The sequence below is a fragment of the Micromonospora sonneratiae genome, from assembly GCF_042679305.1.
Taxonomy (GTDB): Bacteria; Actinomycetota; Actinomycetes; order Mycobacteriales; family Micromonosporaceae; genus Micromonospora_H; species Micromonospora_H sonneratiae.
Genome location: NZ_JBHTMP010000047.1, coordinates 1 through 23,489, shown reverse-complemented (window position 1 = coordinate 23,489; position 23,489 = coordinate 1). Strand labels below are relative to the sequence as shown.

Below are 23,489 nucleotides of genomic sequence, written 5' to 3'. Positions count from 1 at the left end.
CGTACGGTCGTCGCGGCTGACGTCGTACGGTCCGGGGCCGGTCAGGCGCTCTTACGGGCGGCCTTCTTGGCGGCGGTCTTCTTCTCCTCGCCCGACCGGCCGGCTGCCTTCCGCCCGGTCGCCTTGGCGCCGGCCGCCTTCTCCGCCGGCTTCTTGCCGGTGGCCTTCTTCGCCCCCTCGGCCTTCTTGGTCGCCTTCTTCGCAGCGGCCTTCTTGGCCGGTGCCTTGGTGGCGGCCCGCTGGGCGGACCGGGCCGAGGTGATCGGGGTGGGTTGGCGGGCCTCGCCGGACGGTGCCTCGCCCCGGGCGGCCCGGGCCCGGTCCACCGAGGCCCGTAGCGCGGCCATCAGGTCGACGGCGGCGGCCGGCGGGGCCTCCACCTCCTCCGGCTGCACCACCTCACGGCCCTCGACCTTGGCGTCGATGACCTCCTGCAACGCGGCCCGGTAGTCGTCGGTGAAGGCGTCCGGCTGGAACTCCCCGGCCATCGAGTCGATCAACGAGCTGGCCATCGCCAGCTCCGGACCCCGGACCTTGATCTCCTCGTCGAGGAAGCCGAAGCTGGGTTTGCGGATCTCGTCCGGCCACAGCATGGTGTTGAGCAGCAGTACGCCCTCGCGTACCCGCAGGGTGGCCAACTGTTCGCGCTGCCGCAGCGCCACCTTGACGATGGCCACCCGCTCGGAATCGGTCAACGCGTCGCGCAGCAGCACGTACGGCTTGGTCGCCGCACCCTCCGGCTCCAGGAAGTACGCCTTGTTGTAGAGGATCGGGTCGACCTGCTCGGCCGGTACGAACTCCAGCACGTCGATGGCGTGGGACGAGGTGAGCGGCAGGTCGGCGAAGTCCTCGTCGGTGAGGACCACCATCTCGCCCCCACCGATGTCGTAGCCCTTGGCGATGTCGTCGTAGCTGACCTCCTCGCCGCAGACCGAGCAGGTGCGCTTGTAGCGGATCCGCCCGCCGTCCTCGCGGTGCACCTGGTGGAAGCGGATGTCCTTTTCCTCGGTAGCCGAATAGAGCTTGACCCCGATGGAGACCAGACCGAACGAAACCGCGCCTTTCCAGATTGCCCGCATCCCCCGCTCCTTCTTCCGGTATTGACCAGGATCGCATCTGATTGAAGGGCAGACGAGGGTTTCGTCATGGATCTAGCCTGGTGGGGTGCCCCGTGTGCCGCTCAAGCCGATGCTCGCCAGCACCGGGGAGCTGCCCGCCGGATCCGAATGGGGCTACGAATTCAAATGGGATGGCGTACGCGCCCTGGCCGATATCGGAAACGGGAAGATACACCTCTATTCACGCTCCGGATCGGAGATCACCACCGCCTATCCCGAGTTGGCCCCGCTCGGCGGAGAGGTGGACGACGCGTTGCTGGACGGCGAGGTGGTGGTGCTGACCGGGGGCGGGGTGCCCTCGTTCACCGCCCTCGCCGAGCGGATGCACGTACGCGAGAAGGGCAGGGCCGCCCGACTCGCGGCGGCCATGCCGGTGACGTACATGATCTTCGACGTCCTGCGGCTGCGCGGCGCGGACCTGACCCGGCACCCCTACCAGCAGCGCCGGGACTGTCTCGACGAGTTGGCGCTCGGCGGACCGCACTGGGCGGTGCCGCCGGTGTTCCCCGACGGACCGGCCACCTACGAGGCAGCGGGTGAACACGGGCTGGAAGGGGTGATGGCCAAGCGGCTGGACTCGGCCTACCGCCCGGGCGTCCGATCACCGGACTGGGTCAAGGTCAAGCTGGAGGTGACCGGCGACTTCGTGGTGGGGGGCTGGCGACCGGGGGCCCGCAGGATCGGCGGGCTGCTGGTGGGCGTACCGGGACCGGACGGACGGCTGGTCTACCGGGGCCGGGTCGGCGGCGGAATCGGCGCGGCGACCGAACGGGAACTGCTGGCCAGGCTGGAGCCGCTGCGGACCGACACGTCACCGTTCCATCGGGGAATGCCGCGTGAGGATGCCCGGGGCGCGATCTGGGTACGACCAGAGACCGTGGTCGAGGTGAAGTACGGCCAGCGCACCCCGGACGGGCGGCTGCGGTTCCCCCGGCTGCGCCGGTTGCGCCCAGACAAGGCAGCGGAAGAGGTCACCGATGACAGCTGAACGTACCGGCAGTTCGACGAGTCGGGTCCGGGTCGAGGTGGACGGGCGTGAGCTGGAGCTGTCAAACCTGGACAAGGTGCTCTATCCGGGCGTCGGCTTCACCAAGGGCGAAGTGATCGACTACTACACCCGGGCGTCGGAGGTGCTGCTACCGCACCTGCGGGACCGGCCGCTGACCCGTATCCGCTACCCGAACGGGGTGGATGCGCCGTCCTTCTTCGAGAAGAACGCTCCGGCCGGCACCCCCGACTGGGTACGCCTGGAACGGCTGCCCGCGCCCGGCTCGACCAAGGGCCGGGAGAAGCTCGACTACGTGGTGGCCGACGACCTGCCCACCCTGGTCTGGCTGGCCAACCTTGCGGCGCTGGAACTGCACACCCCCCAGTGGCGGGTCGGTGAACCGCCGGACCTGCTGGTGGTCGACCTCGACCCGGGTTCGCCGGCCGCCCTGCCCGAGTGCAGCGTGGTCGCCGTACGGATGCGGGACCGGTTGGCTGACGACGGCATCGCCAGCTATCCGAAGACCTCCGGCAAGAAGGGCATGCAGCTCTGCTGTCCGGTGGCCGGCACCCAGTCCGCCGACCTGGTCTCGGCGTACGCGAAACGGATCGCCGAGGAGTTGGAGCACGACGATCCGAAACTGGTCACCTCGAAGATGGCGAAGCGGCTCCGGCCGGGCAAGGTCTTCATCGACTGGAGTCAGAACAACGCGGCCAAGACCACGGTCGCGCCGTACTCGCTGCGGGCGCAGGCCACGCCGACCGTGTCCACGCCGCTGACCTGGCCGGAGGTGGAGGAAGCCGCCGACGGGATCCCCGGCGTCGTGCGGCAGTTCAGCTCCGCCGAGGTGCTGGCCCGCATCGAGGAGTACGGCGACCTGATGGCCGACCTGATCGACGGTGGCCCGGAACTGCCCGGCTAGCCGACCGCTGGAACCCAGCGGGCTTCCGCCGGCTAGGTGACCGGCCAGGTGGTGAACGAGATCCGGGCGTTCAGGTTGGTCGGGACACCGAGGTACGTGTAGCAGTTGACCCGGATGGACTCGGCGGTACCGACCGGCGACCAGCCGGCCAGGACGCAGTAGCCGTGCGGATCACTGGCGAACATTCCCCGGTGTGCGTTGACGAAGGCGGTGCCGTAGGACGTACCGGTGCCCTGGAAGGTCATCTGGTAGCGGCCGGTGCCGAGGACCGTGCCGGACGCGCCACCGTACCCGGGAAGGGTCGAGTTGTAGCTGTCCCCACCGATCGAACCACCGCTGATCCAGTCCCGGTAGAGCGTGCCGCTGGCGAACCGGGTGCCGGTTGCCCTGCCGACGAGGTCGACCCGGGAGCCGTACGTCACCGCGAAGCGCGCGTCGACCGGCTGCCCGGCCGCGTTCGTGCAGTACACCTCCCCACCGTCGGGCCAGTCGGCCTGACAGTGGACCGCGCTGGTGCCGTAGGCCGTCACATGCACCATCGGGAAGATCGGCCCGTTCTCGCTGGCCGGGTTCGGGTTCTTGTAGTAGCGGTAGCGGCCGACGCTGAGCCGTTCGTAGCTGATCGTCCCGCCGGTGGAGTCGTACCGCAGGGAAGCCGGCAGGGTCCGCACCCCGGTCGGCACGGCCTGGTCGATGCTGAAGTACGCCAGCCGGCCCTGGCTGATCTGCCGCACGTTGGTGAAGGTGGCCACGAACCGGCTGTCCACCGCCGCGCCACCGGCCCCGAAACAGCGCACCAGGATGATGTGGTCGGTCCCGTTCAGGACCGGGTACGAGCCGGCCACGGTGCAAATCGTCGGGCCGCCGCCGTACGGGACGACGTGCGTGATGCCGCCGATGGTGGCTGCCTCGGCCAGGATGACCCGGTACGCCCCGACACCGGTTCGCTGGATGGTGACGGCACCGTCGGTGGAGTTGACCGTGTAGCCCCAGCCGGGCTGGTATTCCGCGGTGGTGGGGGAGTGTGCCCAGACCGTGGCGGTCACGATCGGGTACGGGTCCACCGGTTCCGCCGCTGCCGGTGCCGGACCGGTCAGCGCCGACCCGGTCAGCAGCGCCGCCAGCACCGCCGTAGCCCGACGGAACACGTTCCCATGACGCAGCCGCATGACCGCAGCCCTCCCGACGTCGTCCGCTCTCCTGCGTCAGAGAGTGTGGCAACGGCCGTCAATGGCGCCAGCGGCAAAGGCCGACCTCGACCAAGCGCTCGTGTTGGTCGGGAGGTGCTAACGGGCATCCATGGTTCCACAGATCAACCGGGGCCAGGACCACTGCCTTTCGGAGCGGATCCGGCTCTGTTGTCGGTCACCCGTTTGTGGCACTTCTTCTGGTCCTCGCTGGCTCCGAGGCGGCTGTATCAGTCTTGGCAGCGGCCACCTCCGGTGCTCTCTGGTGCAGCTCGACGGCTGCCAGGTGGCCCCGAATGTGGCTGGCGAACGTTGGGGCTCCCAGATTGCTGAGTTGGTCGAGCAACGTCTCCACGGTGAGTCTGATTTTTCCGGCGGCGCGGCCTGTATCGGCGCTCTGTTCCTTGATGACGCCGACGACCAGGGAAGGAGCAAGGTCGTATTGGAGGCATAGAAACCGGTCCGGCTCCAGTGCCTCGATGTTGAGCGGGTCGAGGGTGCGGCGTGGGAAATGCTTGATGTTGCTGGTCACGATCACGTCGGCGCGGCCGACGACAGCGGCAGCAAGGACATGCCGGTCACCCTCGTCGTTGGTCATCCCGCCGACAAGGGGTTCGTATCCGGTGAGCAGAGCGTCGCTGAAAGCTTCGTTCATGCAGTTGAACATGGCATCGAGGCGCTTTGGTTCGATGCCAGGACGTAGGCGCAGGATCGTTCGCCGCGTCTCGGCGATGATGTCCGGACTCCACAGTGGTCGATAGAGGTCGGATTCGGCGAGCCTTAGCAGGGTGTCACGAAGCGCGTTCGGCACCAGGACGTTTGCATCGAGCAACGCGGAGAACGGCACGAGGAGAGCTTAATCGCTGTGTAACGCCGTCATAACTCGACGTCGTCATTCTCCTGCTGAGCTGCTGGAATGTCGTAGAGGCCCATTTCGATGCTCTCCGTGGTCATTCGTCGGAGTAGTTCCCGACGTTCCTGCCGACGCTGTTGCTGATACGCGAGCAGGTCGGCGAGTTTGATGCGACGGTGACTGTTGGGCCGCTCGTAAGGGATCTTGCCATCGTCGAGCAGCTTGGTCAGCGTGGGCCGCGAGACTCCGAGCAGATCGGCGGCCTGTTGTGTGGTGAGGGTGGTGTGCTGTGGCGCGATCGTGACAGCGTATCCGCCGGCGAGCGCTTCCAGCGCCTTGACCAGGATGTCGTGCAGGCTGTCGGGCAGCGGCACGCTGCTGGAGCCGTTCGCGCTGACCAGTCGCGCTCGCGCCGGCGCAATGTGGCCGCGCTCGCGTAGGACCTTCAGTAGGTCCACGACCTCCGCCTTGGTGGCGGCATCCGGCAGGATCGTCTGCTCGTCCATGACGCGGGCTGCGGCGGTCATGCTGCAAGTGTTACGGCAATTCGCAAGAAACGCAAGCCGATCGGGCGATCCCCATCCTGAGGTATCCCACTACGCCTACCGTGTCACGTGGTCGCCTCGGGATCGCGAGTTTGTTGCCATTTGTGCCGAGTCCCCGTTGCTCTCGTGGCTGGCCCTCTCGGCCTGATCAATCCACGCTGGGCAGGGACGGTCCGAGAATGTCGTCGGCGTCCACGATCCGGTACGCGTACCCCTGCTCGGCCAGGAAACGCTGCCGGTGTGCGGCGTACTCGGTGTCGATCGTGTCCCGGGACACCACCGTGTAGAAGTGCGCCTGCCGGCGGTCGGCCTTCGGGCGGAGGACCCGGCCGAGCCGCTGCGCCTCCTCCTGCCGGGACCCGAACGTGCCGGAGACCTGGATCGCCACCGCCGCCTCGGGCAGGTCGATGGAGAAGTTCCCCACCTTCGAGATCACCAATGTGGGGACCTCGCCCGAGCGGAACGCGTCGAAGAGCCGTTCCCGCTCCTTGTTGGTGGTCGAGCCCTGCACGATCGGCGCGTCGAGATACTCGCCGAGCTGGTGCAACTGGTCGATGTAACCGCCGATCACCAGCACCTGCTCACCGGGATGCTGGTCGACCAGCGCCTTGACCACCGGCAGCTTCGTACGGGCGGTCGCCGCGAACCGGTACCGCTCCTCCGACTCGGCCGTCGCGTACGCCATCCGCTCGGCGTCGGTCAGCGTGACCCGTACCTCGGTGCACTCGGCCGGGGCGATCCAGCCCTGTGCCTCGATGTCCTTCCACGGTGCGTCGTACCGTTTCGGGCCGATCAACGAGAAGACGTCGCCCTCGCGGCCGTCCTCACGTACGAGCGTCGCGGTCAGCCCGAGCCGACGACGGGCCTGAAGATCGGCGGTGAACCGGAAGATCGGCGCGGGCAGCAGGTGCACCTCGTCGTAGATGACCAGACCCCAGTCCCGCGCGTTGAACAGGTCCAGGTGGGTGAACGCACCCTTCCGGCGCGAGGTGAGCACCTGGTACGTCGCGATGGTGACCGGGCGGATCTCCTTGCGCTCGCCCGAGTACTCGCCGATCTCGTCCTCGGTCAAGGAGGTGCGGGCGACTAGTTCCCGTTTCCACTGCCGGCCGGCGACCGTGTTGGTGACCAGGATCAGTGTGGTTGCCTTCGCCTCGGCCATCGCGGCGGCCCCGACCAGCGTCTTGCCCGCGCCGCAGGGCAGCACCACCACGCCCGATCCGCCGGCCCAGAAGTGCTCCACCGCCTCCCGCTGGTAGGACCGTAGGGTCCAGGCCGGGCGGCCGTCCTTGCCCTGCTCGGCCAGCTCGATCTGGTGCGCCTCGCCGTCGACGTAGCCGGCCAGGTCCTCCGCCGGCCAACCCAGCTTGAGCAGTGCCTGCTTGAGCCGGCCCCGCTCGGACGGGTGTACGGCGATGGTGTCGGCGTCCAGTTTCGCCCCGAGCATCCCGGCCAGCTTCTTGCTCTTGGCCACCTCGATCAGGACCACCCGGTCCAGGGCCCGTAGCACCAGCCCGTGGGCGGGATCGTTGGCCAGTTGGAGCCGGCCGTAGCGGTCCATCGTCTCCGCCACGTCCACCAGCAGCGCGTGCGGTACCGGGTAGCGGGAGTACTTGATCAGGGCGTCCACCACGCCCTCGGCGTCGTGCCCGGCCGCCCGCGCGTTCCACAGCCCGAGCGGGGTCAGCCGGTAGGTGTGTACGTGCTCCGGTGACCGTTCCAGCTCGGCGAACGGGGCGATCGCCATCCGACAGGCGTGCGCGTCCGGGTGGTCCACCTCCAGCAGCAGCGTTTTGTCCGATTGCACGATCAGCGGTCCACTGCTCACGCTGGTTTTCCTTTCCGCCACGTCCCTGTTCACCAGGGCTTACCGACGCTGGCGGCCCATTGGGTGACCCTCCAGTCTTGCACGAGAGATAACGAACCGGAAAACTCTTCCAACAGACGGCAACCATCCCCGTACCTCAATGCGTCTCGTTGGGGACAACTGCCTGGGGAGGGCAAATGATCCATCCACGCATGGTCGCCCGGCTCGTAGCTTTGGCAGTGGTCACGCTGGTCGGCGCCGGTGCGTGTACGTTCGATCCGGAGCAGGAGCGGGCAGGGGCGGACAAGCCCACCCGGGTCAACGCTACGGAACGGGAATCGGGGGCGAGCGACACGTCCGGGCCGAACCAGTCCAATCGTCGTACCCCCAAGCCGACGAAGACGACGACGAATCCCCGGCCCAGGGTGACGCCGACCAAGCCCACGCCTACGCCCACCAAGCCGAGTGGCTGCCCGGTCGGCGAGAAACATCGGGAGGTCGAGACGTACCTCGCCAAGTTGGGCGGGTTCGGGAAGATCACCGTGGACGGCAAGCAGTCCGCCGAGGACTGCGCGGCGATCAAGAAGTTCCAGACCCGCTACGACATCCGTCCCGTCCAGGGGCGGGCCGGACCGCTCACCGCCGACGTCGCCCGGAGGCTGGCGAACACCAACACCGCCCAGTGCAAGGCCGGCTCGGGCACCACGTTCTGCATCAACCTGACCCTGCAGACCGTCTGGGCGATGCGGGACGGCAAGGTCGTGATGCCACCCACGGTCACCCGTACGGGCATGCCCGGCTACGCGACACCCACTGGCACGTACAAAATCAACTTCCGCAACATCAAGGAATGGTCCGACCCGTACGAGGTGTGGATGCCGTACTGGCAGCACTTCACCCAGGGCATCGGATTCCACCAGACCACCACCTACATCCACAATGGCCCGATCGGCTCGCACGGCTGCATCAACATGTTGCCGGTCGACGCCCAGAAACTGTGGTCCCTCGGCAAGGTCGGTACCCGGGTGTACGTCTTCGGTCGTCGCCCCGGCACCTGATCACCAAATTCCGGTACGGCGGCACAGCGCCTGCGGTGTCGCCGTACGCGTTCCTCTGGCCTTGACCGCTGAGGCGATACGCGACTTCGCTGAAATGCGTCGAGCACGTGATCTCGTCGATGAGGCGCTGCGCTGGTTGAGCAAGTCCAGCGACGACATTCGCGCGTACGCCGGCCTGGTCGAAGGAGCGGCGGGCACATCCTCACCACCGGGTGCCCCGTATGACCCGAGCGGGTTCTACCCGGCACCCTACCTGGCCATGCTGCCCCCGATCCCGAGCGGACGCAGACCGGGACAGCGGCGACCCCGGCACGCACAAGACCTGGGCCTCGTTGTACGGACGGAAAACGTTCTTTCTTCTGCTGCCGACGTGGAGTTGAAGTTCGCCATGCGAATGCGCGAGGACAAGATCCAGGAAGCGACAATCGTGATCGATCGGCCCCCCTGTGCGGGAGTTCTGGGATGTGACGAGCTGTTGTCGAGGTTCCTGCCGCCGGACGCTGTGCTCACCGTGTACTGGCCGGAAGGTAGCAAGACCTACCGGGGAGGTCACCAATGACGACATCGGAGGTCGTGGCGTACTTCCGGCATGACCTGGGCGCGGTTGTCATAACCAACGACGAGGACGTGGATCGACTGGTCGACGCACTGCTGGCCGAACCATTCGAGAACAGCGTTGCGGCGATGTACTCCACTGCCCGACCCAAACTGGCCTCGGGAGTGCCTGACCACGAGCTGCTATTGGCCGTCAACGCCGACGATTCAGTCGGTGGCCTCCGTTACATGGGCGATGGCACCTGGTACAGCAAGGGCACGCCCAGCAAACATGATGAGGTCTACTACTGCTACATGGGCAGCGATCGCGACTTCCCGCATGATTCGGAGGTCTCCCTTGAGCAACTCCGCCAGGCCGCACGGGAGTTTCTCCGGTCCGGCGGCCAGCGTCCCACCGCCATCCCCTGGCAACCCTCCGTCAGCGGCTGATCCGATCCGGCTCAATGGTTATCCGAAGTTGGGACGGCGTTTGTCTGAAGCTGGGACGCCGTAGCGGCCAGGTGCCGCGGTTGGCCAGCAACAGCGTGATGGCGATGATCGGCAGCCCGAGCAGCCAGTAGCGATGGACAGTGGACCAGTTTGGACTGCCCGGAGGCAGCCACGGCGAGTGCTGCTTGTCGATGAAGAAGGTGAAGGTAGCGAGGGTGAACTGGGTCAACGGCCCGGCGAGTGCGGCGGTCTGGGTGTGCCGGTAGCGGGCGGCGACCGCCGCCCCCGCCACGCCGGTGAACCCACACACGATCGCCTCCACCGCCAGGTCGCCCGCCGGTGCCGTCGCACCCGAACCCAGCACCGCGATGGCGATCGAGTGCAGCGCCAGCCACGCCAGCGCGGCGGGGAGGACCACGATCGCCAACCGTAGCCACTGCCGCAGCCAGCGCGGTGTCGCGGTGACGACGGTGGGGGCCATCCCGTCGGTCATCGCGAACGACGCACCCGCGCCGAGCAGCACCGCCGCCAGCCGTAGTTCGAGCAGGGCTGCGGCCGGGGCAGGATCGTCCAGCAGTGCCGGCAGCAATATGAGGGCGGAGAGCCCGGCGGCCAGTGCCAGCGGTCCCCACGGTACGGCGACCGCCAGCGGCCGGAGCAGCAGAAGGCCCTGTCGTGCGCGCAGCATCACGGGCAACGGGTCACCTCCGAATCGGGTGAAGCGTTGGCCGCGCTGGCAGAAGCGTCGGCCGGGACCGGTAGCCCGAGTGCGGTGAGTACGTCGAAGCCGGCCGTTGGTGCCGTCAGCCGATCCCAGCCAGTCGCAACGATGCCGGCCACCTGCTGTCGGGGCAGGCCGAGCAACGCCACGGCCGCGTCGATTTCCGGCTGGCCGTAGCGGCTCGGAAAGAGGCTGAGCCGATGTGCCCGTAGCAGGGCCGCGCCGTCCGGTAGTGCCTGCGCCGCCAGCCACAGCGTGATGACCGTACGGGCCTGCCCGCTGGCCGAGCACCCTCGGAACCGGATGGCAGGATCGACCGTCCACAGACCAGGCAGACCGACGATCTTAGCGGCGAACGAGGCAGCCAGTTGGGCCCGGGAGTCAGCAGCCCAACTACCCTGCCGTCCCCAGATCATGTCGGTGGCGACGTCGGCCGGGCTCTGGGTTCCGTGGAAGGAGTATGCGAATTGCCGCACCCGGGGTAGGTCGGCGCGGACCGAGGGCGGCAGCACGGCGACGACCGGTGCCACCGCCTCCCGCCACCGTACGATCCACCGCTCGTATCCGGGCAGGGCGCAGTAACGCACCTCGTTGTGGCGCTGGCACACCAGCACCGCCTCCCCGGCGTACCGGTCCTCCAACTCCTGGGTCAGCACCTGCGGAATGGAGTCCAGTTGTGGACCGACCGAGGCCACGGCCACCGTCAGGGCCACCATTCCGGCTGCCGACGGCAACAACCGCCAGTGCCGTAGCAGCGTCACCGCACCGACCGCCACCACCAGCGAGACCAGGTAGAGCAGATGCCAGCCGGTGGGCTGTGGTGCTCCCGGCACCACGTTTCGGTGTTGCAGGACCGGGGACAGCCACCAGCCCAGGTTGCTGTCCCCATTACCGAGGCCGGGCAGGACGAGGACGATCGCTGCGACCACGATGAGCCCGAGCGGCCCGGCCGCGGTCGCCGGCAACCACCGGCCGAGGGCCACCCCGACACTGACGGCCAGCGCCGGCACCACCACGACGACCAGTAGATTCGGCCACTCCAACCGTCCTGCCGGCCAGTCCGGCAGGAGACTGAGCAGCAGCGCACCGAGCAGCAGCGCACCGAGTAGCGCCGCGACCGGTGCCAGCGCCAGCAAACTCACCGTACGGTGCCGGGCAGGTATGGGTAGCACCGTGTGACTCTCGACGACGCCGGCACGGTGGTCGCGGCTGACCGCCAGATGCCCGGCCAACAGCAGCCCGGCACCCAACAGCAGCGCGGCCGTGCCGGCGTTCATCGCGAACCGTTCCCAGTCCGGCATCCTGGTCCAGCCGAGGGTGACGCCCAGCGCGAACGCCAGGACCATGGCGCCCCAGACGATCGGACTGCGTACCAGCAGTCGGGCCTCGGCCAGCGTCAGCGCCTTCATCGGGTCACCACCGACGTGTCTGCGGTCCGAGCCTGGTCGCCGACCAGCATCAGATAGCCGTCCTCGATCGTCGGCTCGGCCGGTGTGCCACCGTTGGGCCGGTCGCCCAGCGTCCGGTAGCGCCCGTCGGCATTACGCCAGTACAGCCTGGCTCCATCCGGTGGGTCCGCCGACAGCCACACCTGACCGACGGCCTGGCCGGCGAGCCCGGCCGGCGTACCGTCGAAGACCACCCGGCCGTGGAGCATGACCACCACCCGCTCACACAGCGCGCCCACGTCCTCGGTCTGGTGCGTCGACAGCAGTACGGTGCGCTGCTCGCCGAGCCGCGAGACGAGTGCCCGGAAACGCATCCGCTGCTCCGGGTCGATTCCGACGGTGGGTTCGTCGAGGATGAGCAGCTTGGGATCGGCCAGCAGGCATTGGGCGACGCCCAACCGCTGACGCATGCCACCGGAGAGCTTGCGGACCTTGGTCCTGGCCCGATCGGCGAGGTCGACCTCGTCCAGCACCCGACGTACCTCCCGGTGTCGCTGCCGGCGGTCGGTCAGCTCCTTGAGGATCGCCACGTAGTCGAGCAGGCCGAAGACGGTGAAGTTGGGATAGAAGCCCGGGTCCTGCGGCAGGTAGCCGAGACGCCGCCGCACCTCGGTACGCTGTGCGGCCTGGCTCGGGTCGTAGCCGAGGATGTCGAGCCGTCCGCTGTCGGGGGCGAGGGCGGTGGCCAGGCACCGCAACAGCGTGGTCTTGCCCGCGCCGTTCGGGCCGAGCAGGCCGGTGACCCCGGGGCCGATTTCGAGGTCGAGTTGGTCGAGTGCCGGCCTGCTGCCGTACCTCTTGACCAGCCCTTGGATCGTCACGGTAGGTGTCAACGCGGTTCTCCAACGTCGAGGCGGCGACGCCGCATGATCAGGACTGCGGCAGCGCAGACGGCTGCCACCAGAAAGCCGGACTGCGCGACCGGCTCGAAGAGGTGTCGCACGGCGGGGGCGGGGTACGGATCACCGCTGCGATCCAGCAGCGCCACCACGGCAACCAGCCAAGCGGTGACGAGCCCACCGGCGGCGACCTGCAACGGCAGGACGGTGGCCAGGGCGAGGCTGCCCAGGCACAGACAGAGCGCGGGCAACAGCCAGGCCAGCGCCAGCCAGCCGACGGGCGGCAGGAACATCGACGCGACGGTGCCCAGTCCCAGCGAGACAACCAGTACGGTCGCCGCCCGCCACAGCACCAGCCCCGGTCCGGCCGTCGGCGTCGTCGCGGTGATCTCGTGCATCGGGTCGACCTGCGGGCCGTATGCGGTTGCCACGGCCAGCACCGGTAGTACCGGTGCCACCAGCAGGAACGCCATCATCGGCCAGCCGCCCTCGGCGAGGTGGGCGGCGAGTACGGCGAATGCGAGCACGGCCACCGTGGCGGTGAGCCAGGACCAGCGTAGGGCGGGTGTGGCGGCCAGCAGACGGGCCCGGTGCTCGGGGAGGCCGAGCCGGGCGAACAGCCACTCCACCGGGTTACGCCGTGGGCTGTCCACGACCTCCAGTACCGCGTTCCAGTTGCGGTCCAGCCACGCCTCGTCCGCCGGTACGGCGCTGCGGCAGGCGGAACACCGGGCCAGGTGTGCCTCGACCGCCATCACCCGGGCCGGGTCGAGTCGACCGGTGTCGTAGTCGACCAGCAGCTCCGGCGGAACGTGCCAGGTCATCGGGGCTCCTCCCGTCACGTCAGGTACTCCCGGAGTCGTGTCTTGGCCCGCATCAGCCGGGTCTTCGCCGTCCCCTCCGGTACGCCGAGCAGTACCGCTGCCTCGCGTACCGTCAGCCCGTCCAGCACGGTCGCCTGGATGATCGACCGAAGCTCCGGCGACAGTCGGGACAGCGCGCCGCCCAGGTCCCCGTGCTCGACGCCGAGCAGCACCACCTCCTCGGCGGACGGTGCGGTGCGGGACTGTTCGGGCACCTCCGGTACCGGGATGCTCTGCCACCGGTAGCCGGCACCCCGGAGGGTGGACAGCAGGCGGCGGATGGCGATCGTCCAGATCCAGGCTGCGGCGTCGCTGTCGGTCTCGGTGAAGCGGTGGGCACCGCGCCAGATGGCGACGAACGTGTCCTGGATGGCCGCGTCCACCACGTCCGGGTCGGCGCACCGACGGGCCAGGCGCGACCGTAGCCACGGTGCGTGTCGTCGGTGCAGTAGTTGGAGCGCCTCCACCTGCTGACCGGCCACTGCGCGTAGCAGGTCGGCGTCACCGCTGTCCTCCGTCGGAGGCGGGACGTTTCGGCTACGAATCCACCGCACGACTGGACTATCGCGACCCGTCGCGGATTTGGTTCACGCCCGTCCTCTGGAGTGACCTTCGACCCGGGTCGACTGCTGGAAGTAACCGGGTCGTGGCGGTTTGCTGTGTCTCGCGGATCGCGGAAGTTGGTGCGGTCGTACGACGCTGGACTCGATTTCAAGACTTTGACAAGCTTCAATGTGTCGACTGTCGGGTCGAACTCCGGAACCGACGGCAATCACCTGTCCAGGGAGGCTCTGTGAAGCTCATGGTGCGTAGTCCACGAACCGTCCTCGCCGCGCTCGCCACCGGGCTCGCCGGTCTGCTGGCCGGCGGTCTGCTGGCCATCGCGCCCTCCGCCAACGCCGAAGACTCCGGCTCCGTACAGGCGGTCGCGGTGCAGGCCAGATACAACCCGATCGGTGCGACCGCCACCGGGCCATCCGGTCCGGCGAGCGCGAAGTTCACGGCCGGGCCACACTGCTGTCCGTCCAACGCCCTCGTGCTGACACCGAAGCAGGTCATCGGGGAGGCCGACCTTCAGTGGCTGGACCTCGGCCTGAACTGGGACAACGCCGGGATTACGTCGGTCGACGTCTGCTACGCCATCAGCACCAGTGTCGTGGGCACCACCTACATCAGCCAGACCCGGGTGAGCGAGATGACCACACCCAACTCAGCCGTCGTACGGTTGGACGATGGCACCAACCGCACCACCCCGACAGCCAACTGCTACACCGTGCCAGCCTCGTTCACGCCGAGCGGTGCCCTGAGCCTCAGCCTCAAGGTGGTCTTCGGCAACGTCAACGACCGGATCACCATCGGCATGGTCAAGGTCGGTGGCGTATCGCCCTGAGCACTGATCCGACGGGACGGCCCGCCGTGCGACTCGGACGCGGCGGGCCGACCGACATCCCCTTTGGAAGGTGGCACGAACAGGGGAGCAGAGGTAAAGGCTCGCCGTGTCACGCTGCCCCCCCGCACACGCGGACAGGGACAGGGGACAGGGCGATGAAACGTACCGGAATGGTCGCGACGGTGGGTCTGTTGGTGCTGGCGCTGACCGGCTGTGGGGAGGACAGCGGCGGTTCACGGGAACTCGTGCCGGACCAGGCCCCCCTGCCCTCGGCATCGTCCGTTCCCACCGCGACGTCCGCCCCGGCCGGCGGTGGCGTGTCGGCGGCTGCGCTCTGCGACTACCTGCGGTCCGAGCTCCCCGGCCTGAAGGCGGTCGGTTCCGAGGTGGGCGCGATGGCGCAGCTCACCATGGGGCTGAGCGGCTGGTACGACCAGCAGGGCGGAGCCGTGCCGAACGGCGCGGAGATCGACAGGCTGACCACTGCGGAGTGTCCCCAGGTGCGTACCGACGTGTTGAAGGTCGCCGGCATCACCAGTTTCCTGGCCCTCTGACCGGGCCAGCTTGGCAGGCGCTGCTCCGCCCCGGTGCGACTTCACCCTGGTCAAGGCGGCGGAGGGTCAGGTCTCGGGGTCGGGTGCGCAGCCGGGCCGCCACATGGGATGGATGGCGTCCCGGCCGGGCAGGTGGAGCGGCGGACGAGCCTGGTAGCCGTACCGGATGAGCAGGTCGCGGTGGCCGGCGGTGAAAGCCTCGGCGTACGCGGCCGTGCCGTAGCGGTCGAGTCGGGTGTGATGGTGGTCGAGCAGCCTGCCGGCGATGCCGGTGCCCCGCCGGTCCGGTCTGATCGCCAACAGAGCGAGATGTTCGTGCGCCTTCTCGGGGCGTTGGCCGTCCAGCAGTTGGCCGATCGTCGTGAACCGGTCGATGTGCTGGTGGCAGGCCACGGTTAGTCGCTTCTGGTAGGCAGCGGGTGGGGGAATCTGGCGGTAACGGTGGAACCAGACACCGGCACCGATGAAGCCGTTGGCGTCGGTGAGGACGTCGACTTCGCCGAAGAAGAGGGCGTGTTCGACCCAGATCCGGACAGCCTCGGTGAGGACAGCGGCTCGCTGCTGCCGGTCAGGGACGAGCCAGGTGGCGAGTGGCAGGTCGTACGCGGCTTCGGCGACGAGTTCCGCGATGGCACCGACTTCGGCGTAACGGGCACGTCGTACGACCGGCGACTGTCCTGACATTGCGAAGTACCTTCCGCTGGCGCATGGGGAGTGCGCCCGTGCCGAGGAAATGGGCGATGGCTCCGATGCGTGTTTGATTGCTGGCTGAGTGTTGCCGCAGTTGGCGCTTTAGGCGTACGCTGCCCGGCGTAGTTGTGCAATTACACCTCGCTATCAAACGCCCTTCAGACGTTTAGGACGTCCCTCTAGGAGCGGGAATGAACCATGCACTTCGTACGGCCATGATTGACGCGGGCGAGACCGCCGAATCGCTGGCGAGACGGGTCGGGGTGGATCCGAAGACCGCCGCGCGGTGGGTGACGCGGGATCGGATTCCGCACCCCAGACATCGGACGGCGGCGGCTGCCGTACTGGGTAGGGACATTGGGGACCTTTGGCCGGACGTCTACAAACGACGGGGGCCCGCCTGGTTCCGTCCCTGGACGGACATCGAGCGCGAGGCGACAGCGCTCCGCTGGTACGAACCCGCGTGGGTGCCAGGCCTGTTCCAAACCGAGGCGTACGCACGGGCCACTCTCGCCGGTGATATGCGGACCTCGGCCGAGATCGACCGGCTAGTGGCCACCCGACTCAAGAGGCAGTCCATCCTCGGTCAGGACCAGCCGCCCCTGCTTGTCGCGGTGATCGACATGGCCGTCATTACCCGGCTTGGGGAATGTGAGACAGCATTGCGGGCGGCACAGATCGAGCGGCTTGTGCAATGCGCCGAGTTGCTGAACGTCGAGTTGCATATCGTGCCAGCCAGCGCCGGACTTTATCCCGGCCTCGGCGGACCGTTCATCCTTGCCGAGATGAGCGACGGGGTGCGGGCAGTGTACGCGGACAGCCAACTCGCGGCGCACATCCTCGACCGGACAGGAGGCGTTACTACCGACCGGACAGAAGCCATTGCTACCCTCACGGGTAGGTGGGAGCGAATACGTAGTCTCGCACTCCCCGGTCCTGCGTCATTGGCCCTGATCAAGGAAGCGGCATCATCATGGATGACCTGACCGGCGCCGTTTGGCGCAAGAGCACCCGCAGCGGTAACAACGGCGGGGCATGTGTGGAGGTCGCTGACAACCTATCCGGTGTCGTCCTGGTTCGTGACACCAAGGACCGTGACGGCGGGACGTTGACCTTCGGCCCGGCTGCCTGGGCGGGTTTTGTCACCTCCGCCAAGTCGGGTGCCTTCGAGGCTCGTTGAGCGAAAGAGGAACGAACCCCGGTCCCCTCGACGATGAGGGAGCCGGGGTTCACTGCTGTCTGGGCCGGATCAGTCGGCAGGCGACCGGTACGGGTACGGGAAATGCCTGGATAACCAGGGGTACCTAGGGGGTGGCGCCCTGTCAAAACGGGTTCTCAGGTGCGAGTCTTGGGTACAGGGACGGGCACACGTGGGGAGGACGGATGACAGTCGACCGCGAGCTGAGACCCAACGACGAGGAACAGCGGACCGTCGAGCCGACGGTTCCGCTGGTCACCAATGCTCCTGTCTCCCGCGCCACCGTCATCTGGTACGCATTGGCGGCGGTCATCCTGGTCGGTTGGTTCCTGTTCGGCTGGTTGGTGCTTCAACAGGGCTTCGTCGACTCGGTCGGTGAATCGGCCGGCACCGCGTTCGCGCTGCTGCTCATCATTTCCATCGTCGGTACGCTGCGCCGCAGTCGACGTCGTTGACGGCCGTCCATCGGTTCACCAGCGACTATTCCTCCAACACCGCTGCCGTGATGCGGTGCAGTGCGAAGGTGTGCAGCATCTCGGTGCGTTCGTCCTCGGCCCGCAGATAGCCGGCTGCCATCGAGACCGGCCGGACCAGTCTGGACATGGTCGCGCCGTGCGCGTCCACGTACCCGACCCAGACCAGTGCCTTGTCCCGGACCGCCTGCTGGAGCACGGCCATCGCCTGGGTGTGCGCCTGCGACTGGCCGGAGTCACCGCCGGCCCGGCCGTTGAGGGAACGTACCGAGGCCGGGACCCGCCGGGCCGCCCGGGCCGCAGCGTCACCCCGCCGGATCTGCTCCACGATGCCGAGCAACCGGGGAACGGTCAGCTTCGGGGTGGCCAGCGGATCGGTGACCCGGTTGGCGATCGACGTACGGGCCGGTGCCCGACGGGGCTTCGCCCGGGTCAGCACCGCCGCACCGGTGGCGTCCTCCGGAACCGGCGCGTAGCCGGCGTCCCGCAACGCGTTGAGCAGCCGCCCCACCTGCAACGGCGTCACCAGCACCGTCGGGGCCAGTCGCCGCAGCGAGAGTACGGCCATCCGCCGATCCGCCAGCACCTCGGTGAGCAGGGCCTCGTCGTCGCTACGCAGGTACGCCCCGGCCGAGCCGGCCCGTAGCCCACCGTGCTTACGGGCCACGTCGTCGATCAGATAGGTCAACGTCTGCGGGACCGGGGTACGGGATCGCCGCTTGAACAGGGTGTGCAGGTCGTCGGCGGCGTAGCCGGCGTCCAGCGCCTGCCGCAGGCTCGCCCCGGTGACCCGGTGCACGCTGGCCCCACCGGCCGACTCCAACTCGGCCACCGCGTCCAGTTCGGCGGCCAACGTCGGCTCGGGTGGGCCGGGCACCACTACGGTCAGGTCGGCCTGCATCAGGAAATGGTCGACCGGGGCGGGCAGCAGCGCGTCCAGTGCCCGGATGGCGGTGGCCGGCTCGGCTGTCGGCTCCCCGGACCCGGTACGTCGACCGAGCGGGTCCTGCTCGGCTGCCGTCGTACGGGCGTCCCCGGCGATGACCTCGGTCAGCATCAGCCGGCCGTACGAGGTGAGCGCGCCGAGCCCGGTGACGCCGAGCTGGGCCGCCTCGGTCAGCACCTCACGGTAGGCCGCCTCCCGCCCCTTGCTCCGGCGTGGCGCGTGCCAGGCCAGCAACTCCAGCACCTCGTCGGCGACCGGAGCGGCCCCCGGGTCGAGGTCCGCCAGGATGCCCAGCACCGCCCGGCGGGCAGCCGGTGCGCCGGCCCGTTCCACCTCGGCGGAAAGCGCGGTGATCAGCCGGTCCCGGTCGTCCCGCTGGCCGACCAGGCCCGCCTGCCGGGGCATGGACAGCCACGCCCGGGCCAGATGATCCCAGCGTTGCGCCAGGGATCCGCTACGCCAGACCTCGTAGCTGGCCGTGGGCAGCACCTGCTGATCGGCGCCGGTACGGGTGGTCGCCGCCCCGACCAGGTCGGCTTCCCCGGCCAGACCGGCGGCGTAGGCGACCTCCAACAGCAGGGCGGCCGTCGACTCGTCCAGCCCGGTGCTCCGGGCCAGCCGGCGCAGGTCCCGTACGCCGATCCCGCCGGAACGCAGCACCGGAGCCGGCTCGGCGGAGAGCGCCTCCAGCAGCGCCTCGGCGTGCCGTACGGTCTCCATGGCCTGGCCCGCGCCGGCGGAGTCGGCGGCCTTCGGTTCCCGGTTCGGTGCGGCGGGCGTGGGCGGCTGCGGCAGTAACGGGCCGAGTGGGCCGCAGTCCCGGCGTAGCAGCAGCCCGACCTCCCGGGGCAGTTCCACGGTGGCGCCCCGGGTCGGGGCCCCGGCGTCGACGATGGGCACCAGCAGCGAGTTGTCGACCAGCCAGCGCACCGGGGACGACTTGCCGACCGGTTCGCTCCCGTCGGCGGAAGTGGCTGGCTCGGCAACCGTGAGATCGTCCAGGACCCCTGGTGGGAGCGTGCCAACCGGTGGACCGGCGGCCAGCCGGTCGAGGATCGCCCGGGCCTGGGGCGACGCCGACAGGACCGTCCGGCGCAGCCGGGCCGGGTCCGCGACGAGGTGGGCCGCCCGGGAATCCAGCGCCGCCGCCGGCCGGCCCAGCCCCGCCGGGTACGGCAGGCAGACCTCTTCGATGCTGGCCACGACGGTAAGGGCCGACTCGGGGCCGTACAGCAGGAACAGCGCGCGGAGCCGGTCGAGCGCCCGACGGGCGGTGGCCCGGTCGACACCCCGGGGTGTGGTGGCGATGGTCAGCACGGCGTCGACCGAGGTCAGACCATCGTCCGGGTCACGGGTCAACCGGGCAGCGTCGAGGATCTTCAGGGTGAAATCGTCGAGCCCGTCCAGCGCACGGGCGACCGAGACCCGCGACTGTGCCCGGATGGCCAGCGCGGACAGGTCGGCCGGTACCGGCACGACGAGGTCGGGACGCATCTCCAGCAGGGCGGCCAGGGCGTCGTCAGGCAGCAGCCTGAGGTGGTCGGCGAGTGTGGTGGTCATCGTCTTTCCACGCTATCCGGCCGAGGGGCTGTCCTGCCTCTCGGACGGCTGGGTCGCTCGGAGCGCGCCGACCCGATTCCCGGCGGCGCTGTGTCGCCCGTTACAGCTAGCCTTGTGTGACACAGCAGTCTCAACGAGGCAGGGGTTTACAGGTGCCGACGGGTCGAGTGAAGTGGTACGACGCGGCCAAGGGATACGGGTTTGTCACCAGTGACGAGGGTGGCGACGTGTTCCTGCCCAAGGGCGCGCTGCCGGCTGGCGTCACCGACCTCAAGGGGGGCCAGCGGATCGAGTTCGGTGTGGTGGACAGCCGGCGGGGGGCTCAGGCACTCGGCGTGAAGCTGCTGGACGCCCCGCCGTCCGTGGCTGAGTTGCGTCGCCGGCCAGCCGAAGAACTGCACGGCCTGGTCGAAGACATGATCAAGGTCCTTGAGGCGAAGGTTCAGCCGGATCTGCGTCGGGGCCGGTTCCCCGACAAGAAGACCGCCCAGACGGTCGCTCAGTTGGTCCACGCGGTGGCCCGCGAGCTGGAGATCTGAGGAGTGAGGCCGGTGTCCGCGGCGCGACGCAGCAGTGCGTCGATCGCGGCCCGGCCCTCCTCGCCCAGGTCAGCGGTGAACTCGTTGACATAGAGGGCGATGTGTCGGTCGACCACGGCGGTTTCCATCTCCTGGGCGTGCCTCAGCACGTACTCGCGGGAGGCCGCCGGGTCGGCCCACGCGTGTCGTACCGAGGCCCGGATCCAGTCAGCGGCCTCGGCTGGGTCGACCGCACCTCGGCGGGCCAGGATCGCGCCCAGCGGGATCGGAAGGCCGGTGTCGGACTCCCACCATTCGCCGAGGTCTACCAGTGCGGTCAGGCCGTAGCGGGGGTAGGTGAAGCGGGCCTCGTGGATCACCAGGCCGGCGTCGTAGCGACCCGCCGCGACGCCCGGCATGATCTCGTGGAACGGCACGATCTCGATCCGGGCCGGGGGATGCTTCGCCGACCAGAGGCGGAACAGCAGGTACGCAGTGGTCCGGTCGCCGGGTACGGCGACCGTCGCGCCGGTCAGGTCCTCCCTGCTCCGGCCCCCGAGGTTCCGGTCGCTGCGGGTGAGCACCAGCGGGCCGCAGCCACGCCCGAGCGCGCCCCCGCAGGGCAGCAGGTGGTAGTCGTCGAGTAGCCAGGGCAGCGCGGCGTAGCTCACCTTCACCAGGTCGAACGCGCCACGTTCGGCGGCGGTGTTGGTGACGTCGACGTCGGCGTAGGTCACCTCGACCGGCGGCGCACCCGGCACCAGGCCGTGTACCAGGGCGTGGAATACGAACGTGTCGTTGGGGCAGGGCGAGATCGCCAGAGAGAGCGCCACGTTGTCACCGTAACCATCGGCTGGTCGGGCCTGCGACGGGCGGGTCCAGGTATGTGCGCCAACTCCCTGTCGAGCTGGGTGCACAAACGGGGCGGCAGCAGCCAAGCGGGGACGGTTGGTAAGGGGGCGGCAGCAGCCAAGCGGGGACGGTTGGTAAGGGGGCGGCAGCAGCCGAGCGGGGACGGTTGGTAAGGGGGCGGCAGCAGCCGAGCGGGGACGGTTGGTAAGGGGGCGGCAGCAGCCAAGCGGGGCGGTCGGTAAGAGGGCGGCAGCAGCCGAGCGGGAGCGGTCGGTGTCGGCAACAGAGCGGCGGTCGGCAAAGAACGGGCGGCAGACAGCAGTTGTCGTAAGGTTGCTCAGCTTCGGTTACGCGGGCCTTCTGCGGAGGCGTGAACGGGGCAGCTCGACAGGTTCCGCGAAGGTCCTCCCGGCGGTCACCAGCACGCCTTTCGGTCGGCGCGCAGCCGGGCCCGTAGTTGTCCACAGGGCTGCTGGTTATCCACAGCTGAGGTTCGTGAGGTTGAGCTGCCCCGGCACCTGCGGAACCCTCTGCGCGTGGCCGAGCAGACGGAACGAATCGATCTTGCGGCGTTGCTTCGCACCCTGCGCCGGCGGGCGGATCTCAGCCAACGGGAGTTGGCTGCCCGGGCTGGCATACCGAAGAGCACCGTGGCGCGGATCGAGGCGGGGCGGGCGCGGGATCCACGGTTCCGGACCGTGGAGCGGCTGGTCCGAGCGGCTGGCGGTCGGCTTGATGTGGGTGCCGACGCCACCCCCGGCGTTGATGTTGACGCGGGACCGGTTTCTCGGACCGGGGAGCTGCTGCGGCTGGAACCGGTGCCACACGAGGAGATGCGCGACGAGGCGGGCCGGCACTACCCGGCACATCTGGACGTACGCGAGGTGCGCCACCCGAAGGACTGGGCAGGTGCCTGGTGGGCGTACTGGTACAACCTGCCGCCGCAGCGATGGCCGCTACGGGTACCGGCCGCGACGTACGACCTGTGTCGGGAACGGCGGGATCTGCGCCGCTGGCGGGAGGAGGTACGTCGGAGCGTACGGCTGCGGAGGGTGACCGCGGGCCTGCCGGTCGGCGCCTGGCAGTGGTTGGCTGAGCTGCCCGATGGCAGTCCGGTGGGGGAGCTGCGGGCACGCCGCCGCGGGGGCTACCCGAGCGACTACGGGGCAGCCGAGCCCGCAGTCGTGCTGGACAGCGTCTTCGTCGTCTCCGACTGTCGTCGGTTGGGTATCGCTCGACGGCTGATGGCGGAACTTACCGCCGAGATGGACCGTTCCGAGATCCAGGTCGCCCGGGTGGTGGTCGATCATGGGGAGGTCAGGTTCTACGCCGCCTGCGGGTTCCAGGTCGAGGCGACCAGACCGGTCAAGCTGACCCTGACCCTGCCCCGGCCGTCGGCGTGGCCCGCCTGACCAGCCAACCAAGGGGGCAGCCAACCAGGGCCCGGCTAACCGAGCGCGACAGCGGCGGCGGTCAGGGCGTCGAACGCCGCCCGGATGCGCCACGCGCCCCGGTCGCGTGGGCCGATCGGATTCGACACCGCGCGCAGCTCGGCGAACGGCAGCCCGGCCTGGGCGGCGGCCACCGCTACGCCATACCCTTCCATGGCCTCGGCCACCGCGTCCGGGTGCCGGGCGGCCAGCCGCTCCGCGCTCTCGGCGGTGCCGGTCACGGTGCTGAGGGTGAGTACCGCGCCGGTCGTCGCGTCGGGCAGCGCGGCGGACAGCTGACCGAGCAGGATCGGGTCGGCGGTGATGGTCGACCCTCCGCCGAGCTGCTCCGGTGACATACCCAGGTCGTCGACCGGGATGAACCCGTCCGGTGATTCGGCGCCGAGGTCGGCCGCGATGCTGCGGGTGCCGAGGACGATCGCGCCGAGCGCGGCCCGGTCCGGGAAGCCGCCGCAGATGCCGGCACTGACCACCGCGCGGTACGGGCTGCCCGCCGCCTCCGCCAGGGCCAGCAGCCGGTCCTC

At 69.0% G+C, this 23,489-nt stretch carries 26 protein-coding genes; 12 read left to right on the top strand and 14 right to left on the bottom strand.

The genetic code is table 11. From position 1 onward, the window contains the following. Nucleotides 1–41 precede the first annotated feature (41 nt). Complete coding sequence (gene ku / locus ACFQ4H_RS25235) at nucleotides 42–1,079, bottom strand: non-homologous end joining protein Ku (protein ID WP_377574957.1); 1,038 nt, start codon at nucleotides 1,077–1,079, stop codon at nucleotides 42–44. A gap of 85 nt (nucleotides 1,080–1,164) precedes the next feature. Between ku and ligD (ACFQ4H_RS25230) the strand changes: the two genes are divergently transcribed. Together ligD (ACFQ4H_RS25230) and ligD (ACFQ4H_RS25225) are read left to right on the top strand one after the other, a co-directional pair. Further along, on the top strand, nucleotides 1,165–2,106 hold the full coding sequence (ligD, locus tag ACFQ4H_RS25230) for a non-homologous end-joining DNA ligase (RefSeq protein ID WP_377574955.1): 942 nt from the start codon (nucleotides 1,165–1,167) through the stop codon (nucleotides 2,104–2,106). Continuing rightward, nucleotides 2,096–3,028 carry a non-homologous end-joining DNA ligase gene (ligD, locus tag ACFQ4H_RS25225; RefSeq protein WP_377574952.1) on the top strand — a complete coding sequence of 311 codons (933 nt, stop codon included), beginning with the start codon at nucleotides 2,096–2,098 and terminating at the stop codon, nucleotides 3,026–3,028. Before ligD (ACFQ4H_RS25230) ends, ligD (ACFQ4H_RS25225) begins: the two co-directional genes overlap by 11 nt. A 32-nt stretch (nucleotides 3,029–3,060) precedes the next feature. On the opposite strand, the gene ACFQ4H_RS25220 is transcribed toward ligD (ACFQ4H_RS25225), so the two are convergent. From ACFQ4H_RS25220 to ACFQ4H_RS25205, 4 genes are all read right to left on the bottom strand, one after another. Continuing rightward, nucleotides 3,061–4,197 (bottom strand): hypothetical protein, encoded by a 1,137-nt coding sequence (locus tag ACFQ4H_RS25220; RefSeq protein WP_377574949.1) that lies wholly within the window; start codon nucleotides 4,195–4,197, stop codon nucleotides 3,061–3,063. A gap of 196 nt (nucleotides 4,198–4,393) precedes the next feature. Further along, nucleotides 4,394–5,062 carry a PIN domain-containing protein gene (locus tag ACFQ4H_RS25215; protein ID WP_377574947.1) on the bottom strand — a complete coding sequence of 223 codons (669 nt, stop codon included), beginning with the start codon at nucleotides 5,060–5,062 and terminating at the stop codon, nucleotides 4,394–4,396. 29 nt (nucleotides 5,063–5,091) lie between these two features. Further along, nucleotides 5,092–5,595, bottom strand: coding sequence for a helix-turn-helix domain-containing protein (locus ACFQ4H_RS25210; RefSeq protein ID WP_377574944.1), 504 nt, complete (start codon nucleotides 5,593–5,595; stop codon nucleotides 5,092–5,094). A 166-nt stretch (nucleotides 5,596–5,761) separates the two neighbouring features. Continuing rightward, nucleotides 5,762–7,441: a DNA repair helicase XPB gene (locus ACFQ4H_RS25205; protein ID WP_377574942.1), complete on the bottom strand. Its 1,680-nt coding sequence runs from the start codon at nucleotides 7,439–7,441 to the stop codon at nucleotides 5,762–5,764. Between the two features lie 176 nt (nucleotides 7,442–7,617). On the opposite strand from ACFQ4H_RS25205, the gene ACFQ4H_RS25200 reads away from it, so the two are divergent. The 3 genes from ACFQ4H_RS25200 (at nucleotide 7,618) to ACFQ4H_RS25190 (ending at nucleotide 9,462) form a co-directional block, all read left to right on the top strand. After that, nucleotides 7,618–8,478, top strand: a complete 861-nt coding sequence (locus ACFQ4H_RS25200) for a L,D-transpeptidase family protein (protein WP_377574939.1) — start codon at nucleotides 7,618–7,620, stop codon at nucleotides 8,476–8,478. Nucleotides 8,479–8,572: 94 nt separating this feature from the next. Further along, entirely contained in the window at nucleotides 8,573–9,037 is a 465-nt protein-coding gene (locus ACFQ4H_RS25195) for a DddA-like double-stranded DNA deaminase toxin (RefSeq protein WP_377574936.1), read from the top strand. Next, nucleotides 9,034–9,462 carry an Imm1 family immunity protein gene (locus ACFQ4H_RS25190; protein ID WP_377574933.1) on the top strand — a complete coding sequence of 143 codons (429 nt, stop codon included), beginning with the start codon at nucleotides 9,034–9,036 and terminating at the stop codon, nucleotides 9,460–9,462. The genes ACFQ4H_RS25195 and ACFQ4H_RS25190 overlap by 4 nt, the downstream gene beginning before the upstream one ends. On the opposite strand, the gene ACFQ4H_RS25185 is transcribed toward ACFQ4H_RS25190, so the two are convergent. Genes ACFQ4H_RS25185 through ACFQ4H_RS25165 form a run of 5 tightly spaced genes read right to left on the bottom strand, consistent with a single transcriptional unit; the run spans nucleotide 9,452 to nucleotide 13,887 of the window. Beyond that, nucleotides 9,452–10,153 carry a hypothetical protein gene (locus ACFQ4H_RS25185; protein ID WP_377574931.1) on the bottom strand — a complete coding sequence of 234 codons (702 nt, stop codon included), beginning with the start codon at nucleotides 10,151–10,153 and terminating at the stop codon, nucleotides 9,452–9,454. The genes ACFQ4H_RS25190 and ACFQ4H_RS25185 overlap by 11 nt on opposite strands. Further along, the gene (locus ACFQ4H_RS25180) at nucleotides 10,150–11,592 is read right to left on the bottom strand and encodes a hypothetical protein (RefSeq protein ID WP_377574928.1); all 1,443 of its coding nucleotides are present in this window, start codon (nucleotides 11,590–11,592) and stop codon (nucleotides 10,150–10,152) included. The genes ACFQ4H_RS25185 and ACFQ4H_RS25180 overlap by 4 nt, the downstream gene beginning before the upstream one ends. After that, nucleotides 11,589–12,464, bottom strand: a complete 876-nt coding sequence (locus ACFQ4H_RS25175; protein ID WP_377574925.1) for an ABC transporter ATP-binding protein — start codon at nucleotides 12,462–12,464, stop codon at nucleotides 11,589–11,591. Before ACFQ4H_RS25175 ends, ACFQ4H_RS25180 begins: the two co-directional genes overlap by 4 nt. Beyond that, nucleotides 12,461–13,294, bottom strand: coding sequence for a zf-HC2 domain-containing protein (locus ACFQ4H_RS25170; protein ID WP_377574922.1), 834 nt, complete (start codon nucleotides 13,292–13,294; stop codon nucleotides 12,461–12,463). The genes ACFQ4H_RS25175 and ACFQ4H_RS25170 overlap by 4 nt, the downstream gene beginning before the upstream one ends. Before the next feature lie 14 nt (nucleotides 13,295–13,308). After that, nucleotides 13,309–13,887 (bottom strand): RNA polymerase sigma factor, encoded by a 579-nt coding sequence (locus ACFQ4H_RS25165; protein WP_377574920.1) that lies wholly within the window; start codon nucleotides 13,885–13,887, stop codon nucleotides 13,309–13,311. A gap of 239 nt (nucleotides 13,888–14,126) precedes the next feature. Between ACFQ4H_RS25165 and ACFQ4H_RS25160 the strand changes: the two genes are divergently transcribed. Then, the gene (locus ACFQ4H_RS25160) at nucleotides 14,127–14,723 is read left to right on the top strand and encodes a hypothetical protein (protein WP_377574917.1); all 597 of its coding nucleotides are present in this window, start codon (nucleotides 14,127–14,129) and stop codon (nucleotides 14,721–14,723) included. Nucleotides 14,724–14,878: 155 nt separating this feature from the next. Beyond that, nucleotides 14,879–15,277: a hypothetical protein gene (locus ACFQ4H_RS25155; RefSeq protein WP_377574914.1), complete on the top strand. Its 399-nt coding sequence runs from the start codon at nucleotides 14,879–14,881 to the stop codon at nucleotides 15,275–15,277. A gap of 66 nt (nucleotides 15,278–15,343) precedes the next feature. On the opposite strand, the gene ACFQ4H_RS25150 is transcribed toward ACFQ4H_RS25155, so the two are convergent. Next, nucleotides 15,344–15,961, bottom strand: coding sequence for a GNAT family N-acetyltransferase (locus tag ACFQ4H_RS25150; protein ID WP_377574912.1), 618 nt, complete (start codon nucleotides 15,959–15,961; stop codon nucleotides 15,344–15,346). A 197-nt stretch (nucleotides 15,962–16,158) separates the two neighbouring features. On the opposite strand from ACFQ4H_RS25150, the gene ACFQ4H_RS25145 reads away from it, so the two are divergent. From ACFQ4H_RS25145 to ACFQ4H_RS25135, 3 genes are all read left to right on the top strand, one after another. Beyond that, the gene (locus tag ACFQ4H_RS25145) at nucleotides 16,159–16,953 is read left to right on the top strand and encodes a Scr1 family TA system antitoxin-like transcriptional regulator (protein ID WP_377574909.1); all 795 of its coding nucleotides are present in this window, start codon (nucleotides 16,159–16,161) and stop codon (nucleotides 16,951–16,953) included. After that, nucleotides 16,941–17,147, top strand: a complete 207-nt coding sequence (locus ACFQ4H_RS25140; protein ID WP_377574906.1) for a DUF397 domain-containing protein — start codon at nucleotides 16,941–16,943, stop codon at nucleotides 17,145–17,147. Before ACFQ4H_RS25145 ends, ACFQ4H_RS25140 begins: the two co-directional genes overlap by 13 nt. 203 nt (nucleotides 17,148–17,350) lie before the next feature. Beyond that, nucleotides 17,351–17,620, top strand: a complete 270-nt coding sequence (locus tag ACFQ4H_RS25135; RefSeq protein ID WP_377574903.1) for a hypothetical protein — start codon at nucleotides 17,351–17,353, stop codon at nucleotides 17,618–17,620. Between the two features lie 25 nt (nucleotides 17,621–17,645). On the opposite strand, the gene ACFQ4H_RS25130 is transcribed toward ACFQ4H_RS25135, so the two are convergent. Next, entirely contained in the window at nucleotides 17,646–20,144 is a 2,499-nt protein-coding gene (locus ACFQ4H_RS25130) for a helicase-associated domain-containing protein (RefSeq protein WP_377574901.1), read from the bottom strand. A 152-nt stretch (nucleotides 20,145–20,296) separates the two neighbouring features. Here ACFQ4H_RS25130 and ACFQ4H_RS25125 point away from each other — a divergent pair, with 152 nt between their 5' ends. Then, on the top strand, nucleotides 20,297–20,683 hold the full coding sequence (locus ACFQ4H_RS25125) for a cold-shock protein (protein ID WP_377574899.1): 387 nt from the start codon (nucleotides 20,297–20,299) through the stop codon (nucleotides 20,681–20,683). Here the strand turns inward: ACFQ4H_RS25125 and ACFQ4H_RS25120 are convergent. After that, complete coding sequence (locus ACFQ4H_RS25120) at nucleotides 20,644–21,495, bottom strand: 1,4-dihydroxy-6-naphthoate synthase (RefSeq protein ID WP_377574897.1); 852 nt, start codon at nucleotides 21,493–21,495, stop codon at nucleotides 20,644–20,646. The two genes, ACFQ4H_RS25125 and ACFQ4H_RS25120, sit on opposite strands and share 40 nt — an antisense overlap. A 555-nt stretch (nucleotides 21,496–22,050) precedes the next feature. Here ACFQ4H_RS25120 and ACFQ4H_RS25115 point away from each other — a divergent pair. Beyond that, nucleotides 22,051–22,926, top strand: coding sequence for a GNAT family N-acetyltransferase (locus ACFQ4H_RS25115; protein ID WP_377574895.1), 876 nt, complete (start codon nucleotides 22,051–22,053; stop codon nucleotides 22,924–22,926). 35 nt (nucleotides 22,927–22,961) lie between these two features. On the opposite strand, the gene ACFQ4H_RS25110 is transcribed toward ACFQ4H_RS25115, so the two are convergent. After that, a partial coding sequence (locus ACFQ4H_RS25110) for a futalosine hydrolase (protein ID WP_377574892.1) occupies nucleotides 22,962–23,489 on the bottom strand: 528 nt, incomplete at its 5' end.